The organism is Bdellovibrio sp. KM01, assembly GCF_013752535.1.
Lineage (GTDB): Bacteria > Bdellovibrionota > Bdellovibrionia > Bdellovibrionales > Bdellovibrionaceae > Bdellovibrio.
Window position 1 is genome coordinate 508,700 of record NZ_CP058348.1, and the last position, 18,133, is coordinate 526,832.

Genomic DNA, 18,133 nt, shown 5'->3' on the forward strand with positions numbered 1-18,133 from the left:
CCCTCGGGGAAAATTCTTTATTTATTATGGGAACGAATGACGATCGTGGGCACGGTGCTGCTCATGATTGTTTCGCGAGCGGTGCTGCCTAAGAAAGCTTTAACGAAAGAACTTCGTCCATGGGTTCCCATCACCAAATACTGATAATTTCCTGACGCTGATTCGGTGGCAATCGCTGCCTGGGACGTCGGCTGAATAGAGTCCATCTTAAAGGAGCATTTCACGCCATCGGCTTTAAAGCCTTTTACTTTTTTAAGGAGTGCTTCTTTAGACTTTGCATTCAAAGTATCGATCGTCGATTGATCCATGAATGCCGTTCCTGAGGCTGCCGCATATTGATCAGCAATTCTTAATGATTCAAGTGCCGAATAGATGAACACGACTTCAAGGCCCAAAGCCTTAGCCAGTTTTTTTGCATAGGCTTCCGCACGACGGCTGTTACGAGTCAGATCTGTGGCGAGAAGAATTTTACCTTTTCCTGCCGGCACCTTGGTAACTTTTGGTCCAATAACCATGACCGGGACCACGGCATTGCGAACGACTTCTTCAGCGACACTGCCTAAGAAAAATCTTTCCAAACCTTTTTTGCCTTGGGTGCCCATGACGACTAATCCTGGTTGTGGGGCGCTGTTTTCCAGACGAAAAATTTCATCTACTGGATTTCCGAAAGCTTCAATAACTTGGATCTTCTTGCTGCTTTGGCGGATTTTTTCCAAAGTGGTTTGAATGCGTTCGCGTTCATTATTTTTCATGGTGATATCGATAGGATTTTGAACGTACAACAGTCTGACGGGGGCATTTAGTTTCTCGGCCAGATTCAGGCCGTACTGGCGAATCATTTCGGATCGAGCTTTTGCACCTGGAGATACATCGAAAACATCATCGGCAATTAACATATACTTAGACGCCATATACACCTCGCAGAATTAATTCTACTCCTTGTCACAAGCGAATGTCATTGCCTGACTTCAAATCGTAATTCTATACTTAGGGGCCAATATAAGAGGTGCATGAATGGCTTCCGTTTTTACTAAAATCATCAGTGGTGAGTTTCCTTGTTACAAAATTTATGAGGACGACAAAGTCCTGTCATTTTTAGCCTTGGATCAGGTCAATTTGGGACACACATTGGTAATCTGCAAAGAAGAAATCAATCATTGGACAGAAGTCCCTGCTGATACATATGCGCATCTACATAAAGTTTCGCAAAAAATCGGTAAAGCGATTTTGAAAGCGTCGGGTTCACCCCGGGTTGGACAAATGGTGGCGGGTTTTGAAGTGCCTCACTATCACTTGCACTTGATTCCGGCGTGGTCGATTCCGGATTTAGATTTTAAAAAGGCCACGCGTCGTTCCGATGATGAAATGAAAAAGATCCAGCAAGAGATCATTAAGAATTTGGCGTAATCATGGAATCGGAACAATTGCCTATCAGTGGCGCGATCTACAAACATTACAAAGGAAAGCTCTATCAGGTGATCGGGGTGGGCAAACATTCTGAGACCATGGAAGACGTAGTTCTTTACCAATGCCTTTATGAAAATTCATTGGGCCGCCTATGGACTCGCCCCTTAGCAATGTGGTCTGAAATGGTTGACGTGGACGGCAGAAAAGTCCCCCGCTTCGAATTCCAATTTAGATAAGCAAAAGGTACGGACACACTTTCTCCAAAACAAAAAACCCGCGGTTACGACGCGGGTTTTTTGTTTTTTTGGACAAAGTGTGTCCGTACCTTTTATTCTGGGATTTGGCAGCTTACTTCTAGCAGGACGTCTCTTCTCCAGATGGTGTTCACAACTGAATCGCCAGCTTTTACTAAAGTTGCGTCGGCGTAGTAGCGGCCTTCACCTGGGATATCAAAAATTTCTAGAGATACACGGCTGCCGTCGTTGTTGCGGATGCGGAAGCTGAAACCATCGATGTCACCAATTTTACCGTAGCCGTTCAGAGCAGGCTTGATGACCGTCTCCAATTGCTTGTCGTTGTTTTCAGTAACTGTGCAGGCTACTTTCAGATCCGCCGCGTGGGCGACAGTGCCTGTAAGAATCAATGCAGCCAAAGCTAGTGATTTCATGCGTTCCTCCTAGAACATCCTGACTCCATCTCCGTTGGAGCCTGTCTTTATTACACAGGGCTATCTTTTATTCTCAACTCATTCTCAGTTAGCGTTCAGCTCAATGGTTCTTAGGGCACCCAAATTGACGTTTGTGAAGGCCGAATATATGACTGCCGCCATCGGAGAACTAAAATTGATTATGCGTGTTATAGCCCTTTCCCTTCTTCTATCTTTGCAGGCCTTTGCCCAAGAGAAAACTGTTAATGAAGTGACTCCAGCCGTTCAGGTCGTTGCTCCAGCTCCTTCGCCTAGCGTATCTCCTTCACCCACTCCTGGTGGTACACCGGAACCAACAACCAACATGGAAGCGGAAAAATCTGCCCCTGTGTCGACCGTGATGGTGACGAAAGCTGAAGATCTTAAGGCATTCCCAAAATTCAGTTTTAAATCATACGGGTACTTTACGTTCTCTCAGGCAGAGACGTTTAAAGCCGTGAATGACCTGACAAAATACAACCGTCGTAAAATGGACCTGGCAGAAATTGCCTTCGAAGGTAATTACGAATTAACACCTACAAGCAAAATCGAATTCGAAGTTGAAATCGAACACGGTGGTGTTGGAACGGCGATGGAATTTGACCCGTTTGAAGAGTTCGGTGAGTTTGAAACCGAAGTTGAAAAGGGGGGGGAGGTTGCGCTCCCAGAGTTCGTTTATAAAAAATCTTTCCCTACTACGGATAGTGTTTTGAAAGTCGGGAAGTTCCCGTTGTTTATCTCAATTGGAACAATCCTTGAGAAACCTAGCCGTTTTTATGCTATCCAAGCTTCCGATGTGGAAGCCGCTATGATTCCTTACCACTGGAACGAGTTGGGTGTTCAGGCTGAACAGAAAATCTGGAAGTTCACTGGACGTTTGGGTCTGGTAAGCGGTTTGAATTCTGAGTTCTTCCGTTCTTACTCTTGGGTGGGCGGTGGTTACCAACGTCAATTCGAAAACGTGAACGCAGATGACTTGGCAACTGTGGCTTCTCTTGAATTCGGAAGTGTTGCGAAAGGCTCGGGCGTTGGTCTTGCTTACTACAATGGCAACTCTCAAAACAACCGCTACAAAAAAGACAAACTGACTGTCAGCGCCGAAGTTGAAATCTGGTCATTGCTTGTGAATTACCGTATCTGGAAGTTCCAGCTTACTGGCGAATCTTTGCGCGGTACTTTGGAAAACTCTGACAAAGTAGCTTTGGCGAACTCCACATTGGGTGGCTTGGCTAAACCGAAATCATTCGCGCCATTGGGACACAAAGCGGTTTTGGACAGCGTACAACTTGCCTACGATATTTTCGACGACAATACATTGGTTCCTTACGTTCGTTGGGAGCACGTGAACACGTTTGATGAAGTCCAAGGATCCATCACTAAATACCCTCGTTACGATTGGACTCGTTCATCGGCGGGTCTTATGTGGGCTTGGGATCAAGGTGCTTTCATGAAGTTCCAATACGCTGAAGACCGCACAGAGTTGATTGGTATGCCGGAAACGAAATGGTTCGGTCTGGCGTTTGGTTTTGATATCGCAAAATTTAATTAGTTTTTTTAATAAATCTCAGTCTTTGAAAATCAAAGTCTGAACAGGAGAATAAATGAAAGCTCTTAAGTTAATGACAGCAGCCCTAGCGCTAGTAATTGGCGGTCAGGCTTCAGCTGCATCGAACCAGGAAATCATCACTCACGTGTCTTACAACGTGATCACAGCAACCTATGTTGAGCTTGCACAAGCGACTGTTTCTTTGAAACAGGCTGTCGACATTTTCGTTCAAAACCCGAACGAAGCAACATTGGCTCAAGCGCAAAACGCATGGCGCGGAGCTCGTATGCCGTGGGAAGCTTCTGAAGCTTTCTTGTTCGGACCTGTGGATTCTTTGGGTATCGATCCAATGCTTGATACTTGGCCTTTGAACAGATTGGATCTGGATGCAGTTTTGGCTTCTGGCAGAACAATCACTCCTGAGATGATTCGTTCTTTGGGTACGAACCTTCAAGGTTTCCACACGATCGAATATCTATTGTTTGGTGACGGAGTTCACTCCAACACAAAACCTATTTCTGCTTTTACAGCAAAACAATTCGAATACCTTTCTTCGACGGCACAAGTTGAAATGGAGCATGCGGCAGCTTTGGCATACGCATGGACGAACCGTTGGAATCCAGAAGATGCGTCTTCTCCAGGCTATTCTGCAATTCTTGCGCAGCCAGGTTGGAACAATCAATTCTACACATCTGAAGCGGCTGTGTTGGAAGAGCTTGTAAAAGGCATGATGGCGATTGCTGATGAAGTGGCAAATGGTAAAATCGCGGATCCACTGGGTGGCGATATCAACTCTGCAAATATGGCATTGGTTGAATCACCATTCTCTTGGAACTCTTTGAACGATTTTACGTTCAATATCCGTTCTATCTACTCAGTTTACACGGGTACATACAGAACGTCTCAAGGTCCGGGAGTAAAAGCATTGGTTGAGCGTCACGATCCGCAATTGGCTCAACAGATTGAACAACACATCTTGGGTTGCATGCAATTGATCCAAGCGATTCGCCCTGCAGGTGGTGGTGATTTCGGTCAGGCGATCTTTACTCCAGATGGTCGTCAACGCGCTCAGCAGGCGATCCAAGCATTGAACCAACTTCACGCGGTTTTGGAACAACAAGTTCTTCCTTTGGTGGATAAATAGTCATATGAAAAAATCGACTCTACTTTTAGCGATTCAATTGTTTTTTAGCGGAGCTGCGATGGCGGCTCCAGCCATCGATATGGACTACGTTAATGCAGTTATGTCGGGCGGTGACACGACAGTGATTTTCAAAAGAGAGTCGATTCAGGCATTCCGCAATCCTGCGGCAAATTTGTCTGAAGAAGAAGTTCGCCGCCACATGGCCGGTGATGCTCTTTTTGAGAGAAATTTTTCCGATGATCCAGGTCGTTTTGACCATGGTTTGGGGCCTGTTTACAACAACACGAATTGCAACGCCTGCCACGCTAAAGATGGGCGCGGTGCTTTGCCAGTTTTGCCGATCGGTCAGGAAAAAGTTTTGCTTCGTCAAAACGAAGCGGTTTTCTTGCGTATCAGTATCGAAGATGGCCTCAAGAAAGTTAAATCTGCTGCAAACCACTGGGGTGCACCAGTTCCCGTTCCAGGTTTCTCGGATCAATTGTTCCACTTGGGTTCATATGGTTTGCGTGAAGATCTTGAGGGCGCGGGGCAAGCTCAAGTATGGATGAGTTTTGAAAAATCATCTTTCACTTATCCAGATGGCAGCACGGTCGAGCTTCGTAAACCCATCTTCACGGTGACGTCTCCTTATGATCAATATTTTGATTCTGTGACTGGCCAAATGCGCAGCCGTCTTTTTGAGAAAGACGTAAAAATGGGACCTCGCATGGGCACTCCGATGATCGGCTTGGGTTTGCTTGAGGCGATCAAGGAATCTGACATCCGTGCGTTAGCCGCGCGCGATCTTTCTGCTGAAGGTGTTCATGGTCAAGTGAACATGGTTTTTGATATTCAAAAATCTATGGCAGGTGATGCGTACCCAGTTTCTATGGGTCGCTTTGGTTTAAAAAACAATACGCCGACAGTTTTCCACCAATCCTTGGGCGCTTTGCGCGGTGATATCGGTGTTACGAACTATGCTTTTCCAGATGAAAGTATCGCGGGCACAGCATTGTACGATAAATTTATGGCGTCTCGTCCACCTCTTCCAGAGCCTCAGGCTGCTAAAGAAGTTGCAGATGACCTGGTATTCTATTCTCGCACATTGGCTGTTCCTTCACGTCGTAACGTTGAAAATCCTGTGGTTATCCGTGGCGCTAATTTGTTTCACCAAACCAGCTGCACAAGCTGTCATCACCCAAGTTTCGTAACAGGTCCTCACGAGATTTCTGCTTTTGCTAATCAAAAAATCTATCCATTCACAGATATGCTTTTGCATGACATGGGACCTGGATTGGCTGACGGCAGACAAGATTTCGATGCGACGGGGAATCAGTGGAAAACACGCCCTCTTTGGGGGATGGGACAAACTCAAACGATCAATCCACGTGCGGGATTCTTGCACGATGGCCGCGCGCGTACTTTGGAAGAGGCGATTTTGTGGCATGGCGGAGAGGCGGAGTACTCTAAAACTAAGTTCACTCAGCTTCCGAAAGATGATCGTATCGCTTTGATTCAATTTATCCGCTCTTTATAAAACAGGACTTCCAAACAGTGGAAAGTCATCCTCCGACTCAGGTACTATAGTGGAAAGCCTCTATTGGGGCTGGGAAGGGGGTGGTCTTATGGTTAAAACATGTGACATAACCAAGGCGGGGGTGGCGGCTTCTTAGCCGACTCGACCTTCGCCAGGGATTCGAAAGAATTCTGCACATTTAAAGGCGGCTCAAAAGGCCGCCTTTCCTATTTCTGGACGGCGCACCTTCGGTGCGAAATTTCTGGTCCTCGCATTTTGGTTCTAAGCCTCTCTTAAATATACGATATTCCGATAAATTCACAGCATGAGTGACGATCAAAACGGCGTGAATGATATACCAGATTTTTCTGGGCTGATAGACTTTGAGCAAATCGAAGAGGTTGCGCGCGTCTTTTTTGAAGAGTCGAAAGAAATTTTGGACGGCTTAGATTCGCTTATCATGCGTCTGGAAGAATCTCCAAACGACGTTGAACACATCAATGTTCTATTCCGCAAAGTTCATACAATCAAAGGCAGCGTGGGTTCTGTTCCAGGTGGACAGTTATTGGCCTCTTTATCGCATGAGTTCGAAGCTTTGCTAAATCGAATCAAGCGTGAATCCCAAACTGTCACGAAAGAGTGCATTGATCTATTCCTGCTTAGCTCGCGCTTGATGAAGCAATTGGCGGAAGCCCTTCGCGAAAAACGCGATATGTATCCAGAAGAGCTTAGCGAGGTGATTGAAACAATCACTCGGTATAATGGTTTTGAGTTTTCGGGTGTGGCGCCAAGAAAAACCAAAAGAGCCGCTGTTAAACCGAACATCGCTTCGGGTGATGAAGACGGTGTGTGGATGTCCAGCAAGCAGCTTAATGAAATGTTGCGCTTAAGTGGCGAGCTTTTGGTTTTAAAGAACTTTTTCTCGATGATGAATCAAACGGTGAATTTCCGCTCGCAACCCGAGTTGTTCGAGCGCCGTCAAAGCGACTTTTCACAAAATCTGACAAAGATCACGGATCAATTCCAGTCTCATTTGCAGGTTATCCGTAAAGAAAAGGCCGAGGATTCATTCCAAAGCATTCCAGTTCTGGTCAGGCAGACAGCCACGGAACTTAATAAAACAGTTCAGTTGCAGATGGTGGGCTTGGATTTCCTGATTGATAAATCTCTGGCCAAAGATATTTCTGAATCTTTGGTACATCTGGTGCGAAACTCTATCGATCACGGGATCGAAGACCAATTTGAGCGTGCCGTTGCCGGTAAAGATTCCATTGGCCAATTAACGATCGAAATGAGTGAAAAAAATGGCGCCGTCTATGTCGTAATGAAAGACGACGGTAAAGGCCTTGATCGCGAAAGAATTTTACAAAGAGCGATCACCAACGAACTGGTGAAACCTGAAGACGTGGCCACCATTTCGGATGAAGAGATTTATAAATGTATTTTCGAGCCGGGATTTTCCACCAAAGAGAAAATCACTACGGTATCGGGTCGTGGTGTCGGGATGGACGTTGTTTCCACCTTGGTGGAAAAGTACGGTGGTCACATTTCAATTTCCACGCAAATGGGTGCTGGCACAACATTTACCCTGGTCTATCCCGCGATCTCTCATATTTTGGTAGAGACGGCGATGGTGGCAAGCTGGAATAACTTCCAGGTGGCAGTGCCATTGACTTCGGTAGCTCATATTACTTCTTGCAGCAGCCTTCAATTAAATTACGTAGAACACTTCCGTTATTGTCAGTTCCATAACCAGACGGTTCCGTTGATGACTTATCAAGAAATCCGTCAGGGGCGAATGCTGTTGCCGGAATCTGATTTCGTAAATCACACCGCGATCTTTATCAGAATCAAAGATTCAATTATCGCTTTGCTGGTGGATCGCGTGGAAGCTCAAACAGATCTGGTTGTTAAAGGATTTGGTGCAATCATCAAGGCCCAAAAAGGCTTTAAAGGATTCTCCATCCTGGCTGACGAAAAAATCACTTACATCGTTGATCCCGAGCAAATCCTGGCTATGCTTAGCCAATCCGTAACTTTGGAGGCAGCAGCATGAGCGACTTCTTTGGTGACGATTTTACGGTCGAGCTGAAAAAGTATTTCCTGGATGCCACTTTGAAAGAAGTGGAATCTTTCATCGATTTGATTGATGAAAGTACATTGCAGAAAGTGACGATCGAGATTCGTGAGAAGGCAGAATCTTGGGTGGTGGATGCCAAATCCAACGAATTTACTTCATTAGAAGCTTGGTTAACTGATTTCAATGTAAAAACAGATTCTTTGGATTCTGCCGAGCAGATGATTAAGGCGTTGAGCCTTTTGCAAAAGTATCTCACTGCTTTGTTGGTTGATGGTAAGGACAGCACCGAACTTGCTTTGCAGTTTCCCTTGGTCGCTCAAAGCAGTCGCGAAGCTCTTTTCCTTCATTGTAAAACTGGGAGCCAGCAATTTGTGGTTCCTATTAATAATGTGATTGAAATCACTTCGTCGCTTCCTTTGTTTCCGTTGCCGGACCTACGTGAAGGTTTGGCCGGAGTGATCCCATTTAGGGGCGAAGCAGTTCCGGTGATTGACTTAAAATCATACGGATTTCATTCTGTAAACACGAATAAATTCTATTACGTCATCTGTGAGCATGTCGGTACACGTTTTTCATTACAAGTTACAGAGACTGATGAACTTTTAAGTCTTAAAGACAAAGATATGCAAAACTTAAGTGATTATCCCACGATGCTTACGGCACCTTTCATCAAGCAGTTTTTCGTTAAAGAGGAGCACAGTGTGATGGTACTCGATATTGAAAAATTGGTGGCTTAATGAATTCACATTATTTGTTTCCTGGTAAACACGCGGCTTTTAAAGAAGAAACTGTTATTTCTACTCTTTTGGGGTCTTGTGTTGCAGTCGCGATCTATGATCCGACAACACGTATCGGCGGCTTAAATCACTATCTATTACCTGATGCCCAGCCTAATGAGCGTGCGAACTCCCGTTATGGTAATCATGCCATCCAAATGTTGGTCGAAGACTGCGTCAAGCTGGGTGCTAATCGCTCGCAATTGAAGGCGAAGGTCTATGGTGGTGGAAATGTTATCAGTGTGTCTTCTTTGGGAGATGCCATCGGTAAACGTAACATTGAACTTGCCGAGAGCATGTTGCGTGAAATGGGCATTCCCATAACTGATCGCAATGTGGGTGGCGAATCTGCGCGCACTATTAAATTCAATACGGCTACTGCGGATGTTTTGCACAATCAAACTAAAGAAGGCGGGGCCGACAGCCCTGTCGACGTGTCTGGTTTTAAACCTTTGGCCGTGGCTAAGGGCGTGAAAGTATTGGTGGTGGATGATTCGGCCACAGTGCGCACTTTGTTCTCTAAAATCTTCACCAGCAGTGGTTTGGAAGTTGTGGGCGCAGCAGCTGATGCTTATCAGGCCCGCGATTTGATCGTTAATAAGAAACCTGACGTGATGACTTTGGATATCGAGATGCCAAAGATGTCTGGGGTTATGTTCCTGGAAAAAATCATGAAGCATCACCCGATTCCGGTGGTGATGGTTTCTTCTCTGGCGAACACCGGGGAGGCAGCACTTAAATCTTTGGATTTGGGTGCAGTGGAGTTTGTTCATAAGCCTTCTCAGTTTGATCCGCAAGTTTTAAAGGAACTCGCTGAAACGTTGGTTATGAAAGTGCGTGCAGCAGCTTCTGTGAATGTGATTAAGAAGTTAAAAGAAACGCCGGCTCCAGAAGCGCGTGTTTCTGTTCCTACGACAGCTGTTCGTCGTGCAGCTGAGCTTAAAGTTGTTGTGGTCGGCGGTAATGCTGGCAGCGCTGATGCTTTGGAGCAGTTTATTGCAAATCTTGCAGCGGATACTCCACCAGTGGTGGTGTCTTGCAGTACGGTTGCGAATTTCGTGACGGCATATATTTCTAAAGTAAAAGCGAAATCCAAAGTCACGCCGGTTGTGGGTAAGGATGGGGATTTCCTAAGAATGGGTCATGTGTACTTTATTCCGTCAGAACATCACGGAAAGATTGTTACGGGTCCCCAAGGTCCTGTCTTGAAACTTGAAAAAGGCGCACCTGTGGCGTCTCAGTTGCCTTCCAGTAACGTCCTATTCCAGTCTGCCGCGAACTCCTTTGGAAAAGGTGTCTTTGCGGTTCTATTGGGTGGGTTTGGTACTGATGGCGTTAGCGGCCTGACCGAAGTGCAAAAACTTGGTGGTGCAAGCGTCGTACAGCATCCGGAAGAAGCTCAGTTCCCTTACGGCCCGCAAAAAGCGATTGAGCTTGGCGTGGCAGATGAGGTATTAAAAGCTGAAGCTTTGGCTGCGTACTTGATGCAATACCGTAACCAAAACCTTTATTAACCGCACTAAAAGTATTTTCACTGCGGCTGATAGCTTATCGAAGTTGGGAGGTCGCGGTGGAGATTTTGAATTTTGTTGCGGGTGAGTTTAAGGCTTCCGGAAATTCGAAGACTTTCGATAAATACTCTCCATTTGATGGTTCGTCCTTGGCTTCGGTTTCTGATTCCGATGCGATGGATGTGATTCTTTCTTTGCAGAGTTCTAAAAAAGCTTTGGCGGCTTTTGAAACTTCCACTCCTGAATTCCGTGCAGAGCTTTTGAATAAGCTGGCGGCATATTTTGAACAGAACGCTGCCGTGATTGCTTATCAGGAAGCCCTTCATCAGGGACTTTCGCAAAAATTCGTTTTAAAAAATAGTGTTCAGGTTTCAATTTCGATCCTTCGCGAAACGGCGAGTGATTTGGTGAAACCTTTGCCTGCCGGTAAAGTCGTTAAAGCTTCAGGGTTGATTGGAATCATTACGCCATGGAGTTTATCTTTGCGTCTGGTGACCGAGCGCTTGGCGCCAGCATTGGCGGCGGGTAATGCTGTTATCATTAAAATATCTGAACAGTCACCCATCACTGCAAAAATTTTGGGTGAAGCGTTTAAAGCTATCGAACTTCCGGTCGGTTTGGTGCAAGTTTTAAATGGTGGAGCAGACGTTGCACAAATTATCGCTGGTCATCCTGGGATTCGTGCCATCACTGCTGCGGGCAAATCTTCGACGATGGAAGCGATCGCCAAGGCAGCTCTTCCACAGATGAAAAAGCTGCAGCTGAGTGGCGGTGCTAAAAACGCAGCGATTGTGCTGAGTGATTTTGACTTTAAGAATCGCATGGCCGAGATCATGACGCCGTTCCTGTTGGGACAAGGTCAGATGTGTTGGAATATGACTCGTTTGTTTGTTCTGGATTCTTTTGCCAAGGAATTCAATGAAGAGCTTAAAAATTTTTTGGCAGATTTGAAGCCTTTGACGTCCCCAGAAGGGGATTCCATCTGGACGCCATTGATTTCTAAAGATCGCGCCGAGATTTTGAATCAAAAAACTGACTTTGGCATTTCTGAGCACGGAAAAGTTTTTGCGCGACCTTCAGCGGATGAATCTGGGAATTTCGTTAAGCCCACATTTATGGCAGATCTTCCGAATTGTTCCGTCATGCAACAGGATGAATTATTTGCGCCTTTGTTCCTGGAAACTTCCGTTAAATACCAACATGAAGCAGTCAAGTGGGCGAACACGGCCTATCTGGGTCATTCTGCCATCGTATGGGGACCTGAAGAGAAGTTTGCCAAGGTCGCTGAAAAGTTGGATGTGGGCCTGGTGTCTTTGAATAAGTGGTTGGTGAGTGAGCCCGCCACGGTGTTCGGTGTTAAGCAATCAAGCTTTGGAATCACTGATATGTCTTGGGCGGGATCGTTTTATTCGGACGTAAAAAAGTTGACGATGGCGCCATAACGTCAATTTTGTGACGAAATGGCCCGTCGATTAATTGACGCGATTTAGTTCAAAATGTGCGTTCTTGCACGAGTTTTGACATCACAATGAGAGCAAAATGCTTCCTCAGTAATTTCGGAAACGTTGCGATCAGACACGTGTCTGAGTTCGAGTACGGTGCCGCAAAGTATGCAATTGTTTTGGGAAATTATAAACTCGCGGTGTTTAGGACTATCAGTTTTCTCGAAATAATTGATCTTCGTTTCTTCCATTTTTTATCTCATCCTTGAGCTTTGGTCCTGCATCCATGCAGGAAGCAATAGTGTGCCGCTGCAAGAAGCGTTCACAGGCTTGGGTCGAGTCTCCGCGCTTGGGGGCCGCTTCGGCTAGGGCTGCAACTCCGCGACACACCATCCGTGGTTCACCGTCGCCGGCTGCGCCGGTTCGCGCATCGTGCGCCGACGGAGGTCGCTGCGTTTCAGCCCTAGCCGAAGCGGCCCCCAAGCGCGGAGACTCTCCTTGTTGTTTTCTTTTTTATCGACAACTATTTCTTTTGAGAATTTGGGGAGAAGAATTTTGGAAATGAAAATGGCGCGAGGTCTTCGCGCCATTTTTATTTTTTTAGAGATTGAGAAGGGGGTGGGGATTATAGGTAGCTTGTTTTTAGTTTTGATTCTGATTCGTAGCGCTCGAAAGCCAACGTGATCAGTTTCGTTACTAGGTCTTTGTATGCCAGGCCTGTTGCTTCCCACATTTTTGGGTACATGGAGATTTTTGTGAAGCCTGGGATTGTGTTGATTTCGTTTATGTAGAGTTCACCCGTTGGTTTTAGGAAGAAATCCACACGGGTTAAACCGTCGCAGCCCATGGCTTGATAGGTTTTTTTGGCCATGTCTTGTAGGCGTTGTAGGGTTTCGCCTTGGATTTTTGCTGGAATTTCCAATAAGGCGCCGTTGTCGTCGATGTATTTAGCTTCGTAGGAATAGAATTCGTGTTGGGGGATGACTTCGCCTGGTAGGGAGGCTTCTGGGGCGTGGTTGTGGCCCATGACCGAGCATTCTACTTCGCGGCCTTGGATGAATTCTTCTGCCAGGACTTTAAAATCGAATTGGAAGGCGTCTTGTAGTTTTACTTTGAAGTCTTCTGCTGTTTTGATTTTGTGGACGCCTACGGATGAGCCGGCGTTTGCGGGTTTGATAAAGAATGGAGTGCCCAGGTTCTTTACGATTTCGTCGTAGTTATTGTTTTTGTATGGCGTTAGCAACATGTAGCGTGCGTTTGGAATTTTTGCGTCGGCCAAGATGTGTTTCATGACCGCTTTGTCCATGCCGGCTGCTGAAGACCAAACCCCGCAACCTACGAACGGGATGTTGACCATTTTAAAGATGCCTTGAATCGTTCCGTCTTCGCCCATTGTTCCGTGCATGATGGGGAAGGCGCAGTCTACGGAAGTTTTTGTGCCATTTTTCAATGAATAGAGAACCGGTTTACCCAGGTCGCAGATCATGGCTACAGGTTCGGCATTTGGTGGCAAGGCTTTGTCGTCGATTTTTGTTACTTGAGAAAAGACCGCCATGTCGGGGAAACGGTACCAAGTTCCATCAGAGCTGATACCAATCAAGATCGGACTGAATTTTTCTTTGTCCAAAGCGTCTGCTACGTTTTTAGCGGAGCGAAGGGAAACTTCGTGCTCTGCTGATTTACCACCGAAAATAAGTGCGATTGTCTTTTTCATTTTAAGTCCGTCCGTGAGTTAAAACATTCTAGAAAGGGAGCGAAGTCGGAGAGTGGGATTACGCCCACTCCACCAATTCATGTGCTAAACCGAAGATGCCTGCGAAGACTTCGTTTGGTTTTGCGTCACCGTACATATATGCAGGCGTTGTGACCACTTTTGTTTCGCGATCAGAGATATAGTCGTCCACCGGGCATTCTTCGTGTTGCGCGCCGGTTTTTTGAATCTCTGCGGCTGTGGCGGCATCGTCACCGATTGTCAGCGTGACTTTTTTCTTGCCCAAAACTTTCGCCAATAGCACCGGGGCGATACAACATGCGCCGATTGGTTTGCTGGCTTCAAAGAATTCCAGGATCACGCGTTTCACGTCTGGATTCACTTCGCAAGCGGCGCCTTTTTCAGCCCAGTTGCAAAGATTTTTTGCGGCACCGAAGCCGCCCGGAAATGCCAAACCATCAAAATCTTTTGCGTGAAGCTCGGCCAAGGATTTAACTTTGCTGCGAGCGATGCGCGCAGATTCGGTCAGAACATTGCGTTTGCCACCTGTTGGAGATTTTGAAATGTGATCGACTTCGACAAGATCGATGTCGGGAGCAAAACAAGTGATTTCAGCACCGGCTTGGTTCAAGGCGATGAACAAGCTGACTGTTTCAGTGATTTCTGAACCATCCAAATAACCGCTACCTGAAAGAACGACTGCGATTTTTTTCATAAAAAAACCTCCGGGAGATTTCACTCTACCGGAGGTCGTAAGTGTTGGCAATGAAGTGGTGACTAGTTCTGGCTGGTGTTACGTTGAAAATTCTTAAGACGGTTGCACACCGTGACTAAAACTTTTGTGGTTGAATTCGGAATCTGTACAAGACCTCGGGAACAATAATCCAAGACACGTGGCAGGAAGGGCAGATCCGGAGTCATAGAAATAGTGTAAGTCACCTTTTGCTTTTCTGTTGTCGTTCCAGTTTTCAAAAGAATCGACCAATCGAATGTCACTTTTTTAACGTTCAGCTGACAGTTTGGAAGTCCACCACAGTTTGATTGCTGTTTGATAAGGTCTGGAGCGGGACGAACTTCTGTTGTTTTAGTAAGATTCGCGCACTTGATTTCGCAAGAATCCACTTTCAACGTTTCCTTGCAATACTTTTGCAAGTCATCGGTCATGATACAGGAGTTTGCGAGCATCAAAACTCTTTCAAAACCCAAAGTCATTTCGTAATCGTCACCCAAGGTTTTTACATCACTCTTTTTCGCTAAAACGGATTTCGCTATTGCCAAAGCCGCGCTGTCAGTGGATTTCGATTTCTTTTTTGAGGCTGCTTGCACAGGGTTTGAATCTGTTGCGTTACTTTTCATAACGGAGCGGTGATCTTCACGTGTTGACTGTGAGGAATTCTCGCCCGAGATCACAGCCGTTTGATATAAAAACGTATAATCATATTGATCTGTGGTTTCCGTAATATTGGATATCGTGATGCCCTCTTGCAAAACCAGGCGAGGATCCATGGTATCGATTTGTTGTTCAGTTTCTTGAAATAAGAAATCACCTTTTAGCATTGTCAGGGGGCTGACGGAACCCCAGCCATCAACCAAAGAGCTGCTGACTTCCTGAGCCGTGGCGGGAACAGCTTTGTCTTCAAGATCTGGAGTTTTCATGCAGGACAACGAGCCTGCGACCACTGCCACAGTTAAGACTTTAGGCAGCAGTCTTTGCAAATTTTTATTCATATTGAATCCCAACCCCAAACCCACAGATTTAAAGGCATGATTTTTTCAAATTTAGCGACAGTTTCTTCTTTAAAGATGCCGATCGCGCGATAATCAACCGGGCCGAACAACAAGCGAACCATGTCGGTTTCATGTGTGATCGTATATAAATCCTGACCGATACCAAAAACAAAGTGATCGCCCTGTTTTTCCAAAACGAAATCAGCAACACCCTCAGCACGGAAAGCGCGTTTGATTTTCGCTGACAGTTGTTCAAAGTTTACGATTTTGATCATCCCTAAGAAGCCGCTGTTCTTGGTGACATTGTGTGTTTCTAGTTCGCGAATCAGATTTTGGGAATGCTTAGGGCAGATGATTGTAAACGGCGTTCCTTTTTTCGCACGGATAAAGCTTAACAAAGAAAGCAGTTTGCTGGTTGAGCCACCCCATTCATGGATGTATCCACCCAAATCGATCCCTTTGCCTTCAATTGCATAAGCAGCCAGCTGACCATTCGGTTCCCAAGCTGTATAGATTTGAGTTTGCGGGATGCTTAAGAATTTACGAGTTTCTTCGATCGAACGAACCGAGTTCACAGAGTGTTGTGAATACAGGCGGTAAATCGCATCCGGAGCGATCTTAGAGTCAGTTGAATACGTCAAATTACTGATTGGCATATTGAAATTGTCTTCAATAACGAAGCTGATCTCGCTTCCCGCCAATTCAAAGCCCATGCGGCGATAGAAATCGAAAAGATCGGTCCAAAGAATCGCGATATCACAGGATTGTTCCTGCGCAGATCTTAGGCAATCTTTGATAACCGTTGTGCTAAGACCCTGGCCACGATGCTGATCATCCGTTACCACCGACCCGATAGCTGCGACTTTATAGATCACATGGGGAGACTTAATAATAAGAGGTTTCAATACGGCGTGAGAAAGGACTCGTTCCTCATCCGCAATAATGCGCATATTGTGCAAGTTGTTAGGAGTAAACGCCGTTGGATACTCGGCAGCAATAGACCAAGGAGCTTCAGAACGTAGTTTTTTATTCAAAAAATCCAAAACCTGGGGAAGCTCGGTTTCCCTTGGTGAGCGTGGTCCTTCCATGAACCCTCCTTTTGACAATCTCCTTTAGAATACCGGGATTTGGGGCTGGACCCCAGTGATTCGACAAATAAGGGCCTGAAAATGCGACACAAGTCCGGAAGGTCAGTTTGACAGAAGGGGGTAAAGCCTTATATTTAAGGGCGTATTAGGGAGAAGTCATGGCTGATAAGGGTTCAAAATGGTCGGAAAATAAACCGGGTAAAGTATTCGTGGATCAATCTTGTATTGCCTGCGACGCCTGCGTTTTGACGGCTCCAAAGAACTTCTCCATGCACGAAGAAGACGGTCACGCCTTCGTCTCCAAGCAACCAGAAAGCCCCGAAGAAGCTGAATTGGTAAAAGAAGCCATCGAAGGCTGCCCAGTTGAAGCAATTGGCAACGACGGTGACGAGTAAAAAGAAAGCTCCTCTCGAGCAGACTATATCCCTTTTAAAGCGCTATTATCCTGACGCTCATTGCGCTCTAAACCATCGCAATCCTTTTGAATTACTAGTCGCCACGGTTTTATCCGCACAATGCACGGATGAACGCGTGAACATGGTGACCCCAGCACTTTTCGAGAAATATCCCACGCCACTGGCCATGTCGAAAGCTCCTTTGGGGAGTTTAGAAAGCCTGGTTCGTTCCACGGGATTTTTTAAAAACAAAGCCAAGAATTTGAAGTCTGCTGCCACTGATTTGGTGAAAAAATATGACGGCGAAATCCCCCAGGATCTTGAGGCTTTGGTCGGGCTTGCGGGGGTAGGCCGAAAAACCGCGAATGTGGTTTTGGGTAACGCATTTGATATCCCCAGTGGCATCGTGGTTGATACGCATGTCACACGCTTGTCGAATCGCCTGGGTTGGGTAAAAACCGAAAACGCTGTGCAGATCGAAAAGATTTTGTGCAAAGTGGTGCCAGAAGACGATTGGATTTTGTTATCGCATTTATTGATTTCACATGGTCGAGCTATCTGTAAGGCGAGAAAACCTGATTGCGCTCACTGCTTCCTTGAGACGACTTGCCCGAAGCGCGGAGTCTAGGCACAATGATCACATGTTTGTTTCATTCTTTGAGAGCGTTAAATACGTAGGACATCTTTTGCCCATTTCTTTTTTAAGAATATTTCTGGGCTATTACTATTTAGAGCAAGCATTGCAAAAGTATCGCGGCGATTTTTTAACTCGTCCACGCATTGCCGATCAAATTGCAGAGTGGTTGCCAACCAGCCATGCACCGAATTGGTTTAAAATTTTTGCGAGTGCGCAGATGATCCCTAATTGGCAAACAGTGGCCTTCATCATCGTGGGCTTGGAGTTTGCAATCGCGATTTCCTATATCATCGGTTATGTTGTTCGTCCTATCGCTTTGATCGGGATGCTTTTGTGCGTGACGATGCTTTTCATCTCGGGACCGGGACACGAAGACTTTTACAAAACTTTCCTGGCGATTCACCTGATCCTGGCGTGGGTGGGGGCAGGCCGTTGTCTGGGATTGGATTACTATTACTTCAAACGCCGCCGCGGTATCTGGTGGTAAT

The 18,133-nt window shown here is 46.0% G+C and carries 18 protein-coding genes; 12 read left to right on the plus strand and 6 right to left on the minus strand.

The window, feature by feature from the left end; genetic code table 11:
- Window positions 1-17: 17 nt before the first annotated feature.
- A complete protein-coding gene (locus HW988_RS02610) occupies window positions 18-911 on the minus strand; it encodes a universal stress protein (RefSeq protein ID WP_181606100.1) in 894 nt (297 codons plus the stop codon).
- A gap of 103 nt (window positions 912-1,014) precedes the next feature.
- On the opposite strand from HW988_RS02610, the gene HW988_RS02615 reads away from it, so the two are divergent.
- Window positions 1,015-1,407: an HIT family protein gene (locus HW988_RS02615; protein WP_142698872.1), complete on the plus strand. Its 393-nt coding sequence runs from the start codon at window positions 1,015-1,017 to the stop codon at window positions 1,405-1,407.
- A gap of 2 nt (window positions 1,408-1,409) precedes the next feature.
- The gene (locus HW988_RS02620; RefSeq protein WP_181606101.1) at window positions 1,410-1,643 is read left to right on the plus strand and encodes a DUF1653 domain-containing protein; all 234 of its coding nucleotides are present in this window, start codon (window positions 1,410-1,412) and stop codon (window positions 1,641-1,643) included.
- A gap of 92 nt (window positions 1,644-1,735) precedes the next feature.
- On the opposite strand, the gene HW988_RS02625 is transcribed toward HW988_RS02620, so the two are convergent.
- The gene (locus HW988_RS02625) at window positions 1,736-2,074 is read right to left on the minus strand and encodes a hypothetical protein (RefSeq protein ID WP_181606102.1); all 339 of its coding nucleotides are present in this window, start codon (window positions 2,072-2,074) and stop codon (window positions 1,736-1,738) included.
- A 148-nt stretch (window positions 2,075-2,222) separates the two neighbouring features.
- Here HW988_RS02625 and HW988_RS02630 point away from each other — a divergent pair, with 148 nt between their 5' ends.
- The 7 genes from HW988_RS02630 (at window position 2,223) to HW988_RS02660 (ending at window position 12,086) form a co-directional block, all read left to right on the plus strand.
- A complete protein-coding gene (locus HW988_RS02630; RefSeq protein ID WP_255490176.1) occupies window positions 2,223-3,641 on the plus strand; it encodes a hypothetical protein in 1,419 nt (472 codons plus the stop codon).
- Window positions 3,642-3,693: 52 nt separating this feature from the next.
- Window positions 3,694-4,782 carry an imelysin family protein gene (locus HW988_RS02635; RefSeq protein ID WP_181606103.1) on the plus strand — a complete coding sequence of 363 codons (1,089 nt, stop codon included), beginning with the start codon at window positions 3,694-3,696 and terminating at the stop codon, window positions 4,780-4,782.
- 4 nt (window positions 4,783-4,786) lie between these two features.
- Window positions 4,787-6,298, plus strand: a complete 1,512-nt coding sequence (locus HW988_RS02640; RefSeq protein WP_181606104.1) for a di-heme oxidoredictase family protein — start codon at window positions 4,787-4,789, stop codon at window positions 6,296-6,298.
- A 304-nt stretch (window positions 6,299-6,602) separates the two neighbouring features.
- On the plus strand, window positions 6,603-8,333 hold the full coding sequence (locus HW988_RS02645) for a chemotaxis protein CheA (RefSeq protein WP_181606105.1): 1,731 nt from the start codon (window positions 6,603-6,605) through the stop codon (window positions 8,331-8,333).
- Window positions 8,330-9,094, plus strand: a complete 765-nt coding sequence (locus tag HW988_RS02650; RefSeq protein ID WP_181606106.1) for a chemotaxis protein CheW — start codon at window positions 8,330-8,332, stop codon at window positions 9,092-9,094. The genes HW988_RS02645 and HW988_RS02650 overlap by 4 nt, the downstream gene beginning before the upstream one ends.
- Window positions 9,094-10,647 carry a chemotaxis protein CheB gene (locus HW988_RS02655; RefSeq protein ID WP_181606107.1) on the plus strand — a complete coding sequence of 518 codons (1,554 nt, stop codon included), beginning with the start codon at window positions 9,094-9,096 and terminating at the stop codon, window positions 10,645-10,647. Before HW988_RS02650 ends, HW988_RS02655 begins: the two co-directional genes overlap by 1 nt.
- Before the next feature lie 56 nt (window positions 10,648-10,703).
- On the plus strand, window positions 10,704-12,086 hold the full coding sequence (locus HW988_RS02660; protein WP_181606108.1) for an aldehyde dehydrogenase family protein: 1,383 nt from the start codon (window positions 10,704-10,706) through the stop codon (window positions 12,084-12,086).
- Between the two features lie 625 nt (window positions 12,087-12,711).
- Here the strand turns inward: HW988_RS02660 and HW988_RS02665 are convergent.
- From HW988_RS02665 to HW988_RS02680, 4 genes are all read right to left on the minus strand, one after another.
- The gene (locus tag HW988_RS02665; RefSeq protein WP_181606109.1) at window positions 12,712-13,800 is read right to left on the minus strand and encodes a D-alanine--D-alanine ligase family protein; all 1,089 of its coding nucleotides are present in this window, start codon (window positions 13,798-13,800) and stop codon (window positions 12,712-12,714) included.
- A 58-nt stretch (window positions 13,801-13,858) separates the two neighbouring features.
- Window positions 13,859-14,512 carry an isoprenoid biosynthesis glyoxalase ElbB gene (gene elbB, locus HW988_RS02670; RefSeq protein WP_181606110.1) on the minus strand — a complete coding sequence of 218 codons (654 nt, stop codon included), beginning with the start codon at window positions 14,510-14,512 and terminating at the stop codon, window positions 13,859-13,861.
- A gap of 62 nt (window positions 14,513-14,574) precedes the next feature.
- Window positions 14,575-15,525: a hypothetical protein gene (locus tag HW988_RS02675; protein ID WP_181606111.1), complete on the minus strand. Its 951-nt coding sequence runs from the start codon at window positions 15,523-15,525 to the stop codon at window positions 14,575-14,577.
- Entirely contained in the window at window positions 15,522-16,613 is a 1,092-nt protein-coding gene (locus tag HW988_RS02680) for a GNAT family N-acetyltransferase (RefSeq protein WP_181606112.1), read from the minus strand. Before HW988_RS02680 ends, HW988_RS02675 begins: the two co-directional genes overlap by 4 nt.
- A 158-nt stretch (window positions 16,614-16,771) precedes the next feature.
- Between HW988_RS02680 and HW988_RS02685 the strand changes: the two genes are divergently transcribed.
- The 3 genes from HW988_RS02685 to HW988_RS02695 are packed head-to-tail and all read left to right on the plus strand — an operon-like array spanning window position 16,772 to window position 18,132.
- Window positions 16,772-17,008: a ferredoxin gene (locus HW988_RS02685; RefSeq protein ID WP_142698886.1), complete on the plus strand. Its 237-nt coding sequence runs from the start codon at window positions 16,772-16,774 to the stop codon at window positions 17,006-17,008.
- Window positions 16,986-17,636, plus strand: coding sequence for an endonuclease III (gene nth, locus HW988_RS02690; protein WP_181607556.1), 651 nt, complete (start codon window positions 16,986-16,988; stop codon window positions 17,634-17,636). The genes HW988_RS02685 and nth overlap by 23 nt, the downstream gene beginning before the upstream one ends.
- 13 nt (window positions 17,637-17,649) lie before the next feature.
- Window positions 17,650-18,132 carry a DoxX family membrane protein gene (locus HW988_RS02695; RefSeq protein WP_142698887.1) on the plus strand — a complete coding sequence of 161 codons (483 nt, stop codon included), beginning with the start codon at window positions 17,650-17,652 and terminating at the stop codon, window positions 18,130-18,132.
- The last annotated feature ends 1 nt before the right edge of the window (window position 18,133 follow it).

What these genes read in the sequence shown, in the direction of transcription:
- HW988_RS02610 (WP_181606100.1), bottom strand. Translation starts at nt 911, where the DNA reads ATGGCGTCTAAGTATATGTTAATTGCCGATGATGTTTTCGATGTATCT.
- HW988_RS02615 (WP_142698872.1), top strand. Translation starts at nt 1,015, where the DNA reads ATGGCTTCCGTTTTTACTAAAATCATCAGTGGTGAGTTTCCTTGTTAC.
- HW988_RS02620 (WP_181606101.1), top strand. Translation starts at nt 1,410, where the DNA reads ATGGAATCGGAACAATTGCCTATCAGTGGCGCGATCTACAAACATTAC.
- HW988_RS02625 (WP_181606102.1), bottom strand. Translation starts at nt 2,074, where the DNA reads ATGAAATCACTAGCTTTGGCTGCATTGATTCTTACAGGCACTGTCGCC.
- HW988_RS02630 (WP_255490176.1), top strand. Translation starts at nt 2,223, where the DNA reads ATGACTGCCGCCATCGGAGAACTAAAATTGATTATGCGTGTTATAGCC.
- HW988_RS02635 (WP_181606103.1), top strand. Translation starts at nt 3,694, where the DNA reads ATGAAAGCTCTTAAGTTAATGACAGCAGCCCTAGCGCTAGTAATTGGC.
- HW988_RS02640 (WP_181606104.1), top strand. Translation starts at nt 4,787, where the DNA reads ATGAAAAAATCGACTCTACTTTTAGCGATTCAATTGTTTTTTAGCGGA.
- HW988_RS02645 (WP_181606105.1), top strand. Translation starts at nt 6,603, where the DNA reads ATGAGTGACGATCAAAACGGCGTGAATGATATACCAGATTTTTCTGGG.
- HW988_RS02650 (WP_181606106.1), top strand. Translation starts at nt 8,330, where the DNA reads ATGAGCGACTTCTTTGGTGACGATTTTACGGTCGAGCTGAAAAAGTAT.
- HW988_RS02655 (WP_181606107.1), top strand. Translation starts at nt 9,094, where the DNA reads ATGAATTCACATTATTTGTTTCCTGGTAAACACGCGGCTTTTAAAGAA.
- HW988_RS02665 (WP_181606109.1), bottom strand. Translation starts at nt 13,800, where the DNA reads ATGAAAAAGACAATCGCACTTATTTTCGGTGGTAAATCAGCAGAGCAC.
- elbB (WP_181606110.1), bottom strand. Translation starts at nt 14,512, where the DNA reads ATGAAAAAAATCGCAGTCGTTCTTTCAGGTAGCGGTTATTTGGATGGT.
- HW988_RS02675 (WP_181606111.1), bottom strand. Translation starts at nt 15,525, where the DNA reads ATGAATAAAAATTTGCAAAGACTGCTGCCTAAAGTCTTAACTGTGGCA.
- HW988_RS02680 (WP_181606112.1), bottom strand. Translation starts at nt 16,613, where the DNA reads ATGGAAGGACCACGCTCACCAAGGGAAACCGAGCTTCCCCAGGTTTTG.
- HW988_RS02685 (WP_142698886.1), top strand. Translation starts at nt 16,772, where the DNA reads ATGGCTGATAAGGGTTCAAAATGGTCGGAAAATAAACCGGGTAAAGTA.
- HW988_RS02695 (WP_142698887.1), top strand. Translation starts at nt 17,650, where the DNA reads ATGTTTGTTTCATTCTTTGAGAGCGTTAAATACGTAGGACATCTTTTG.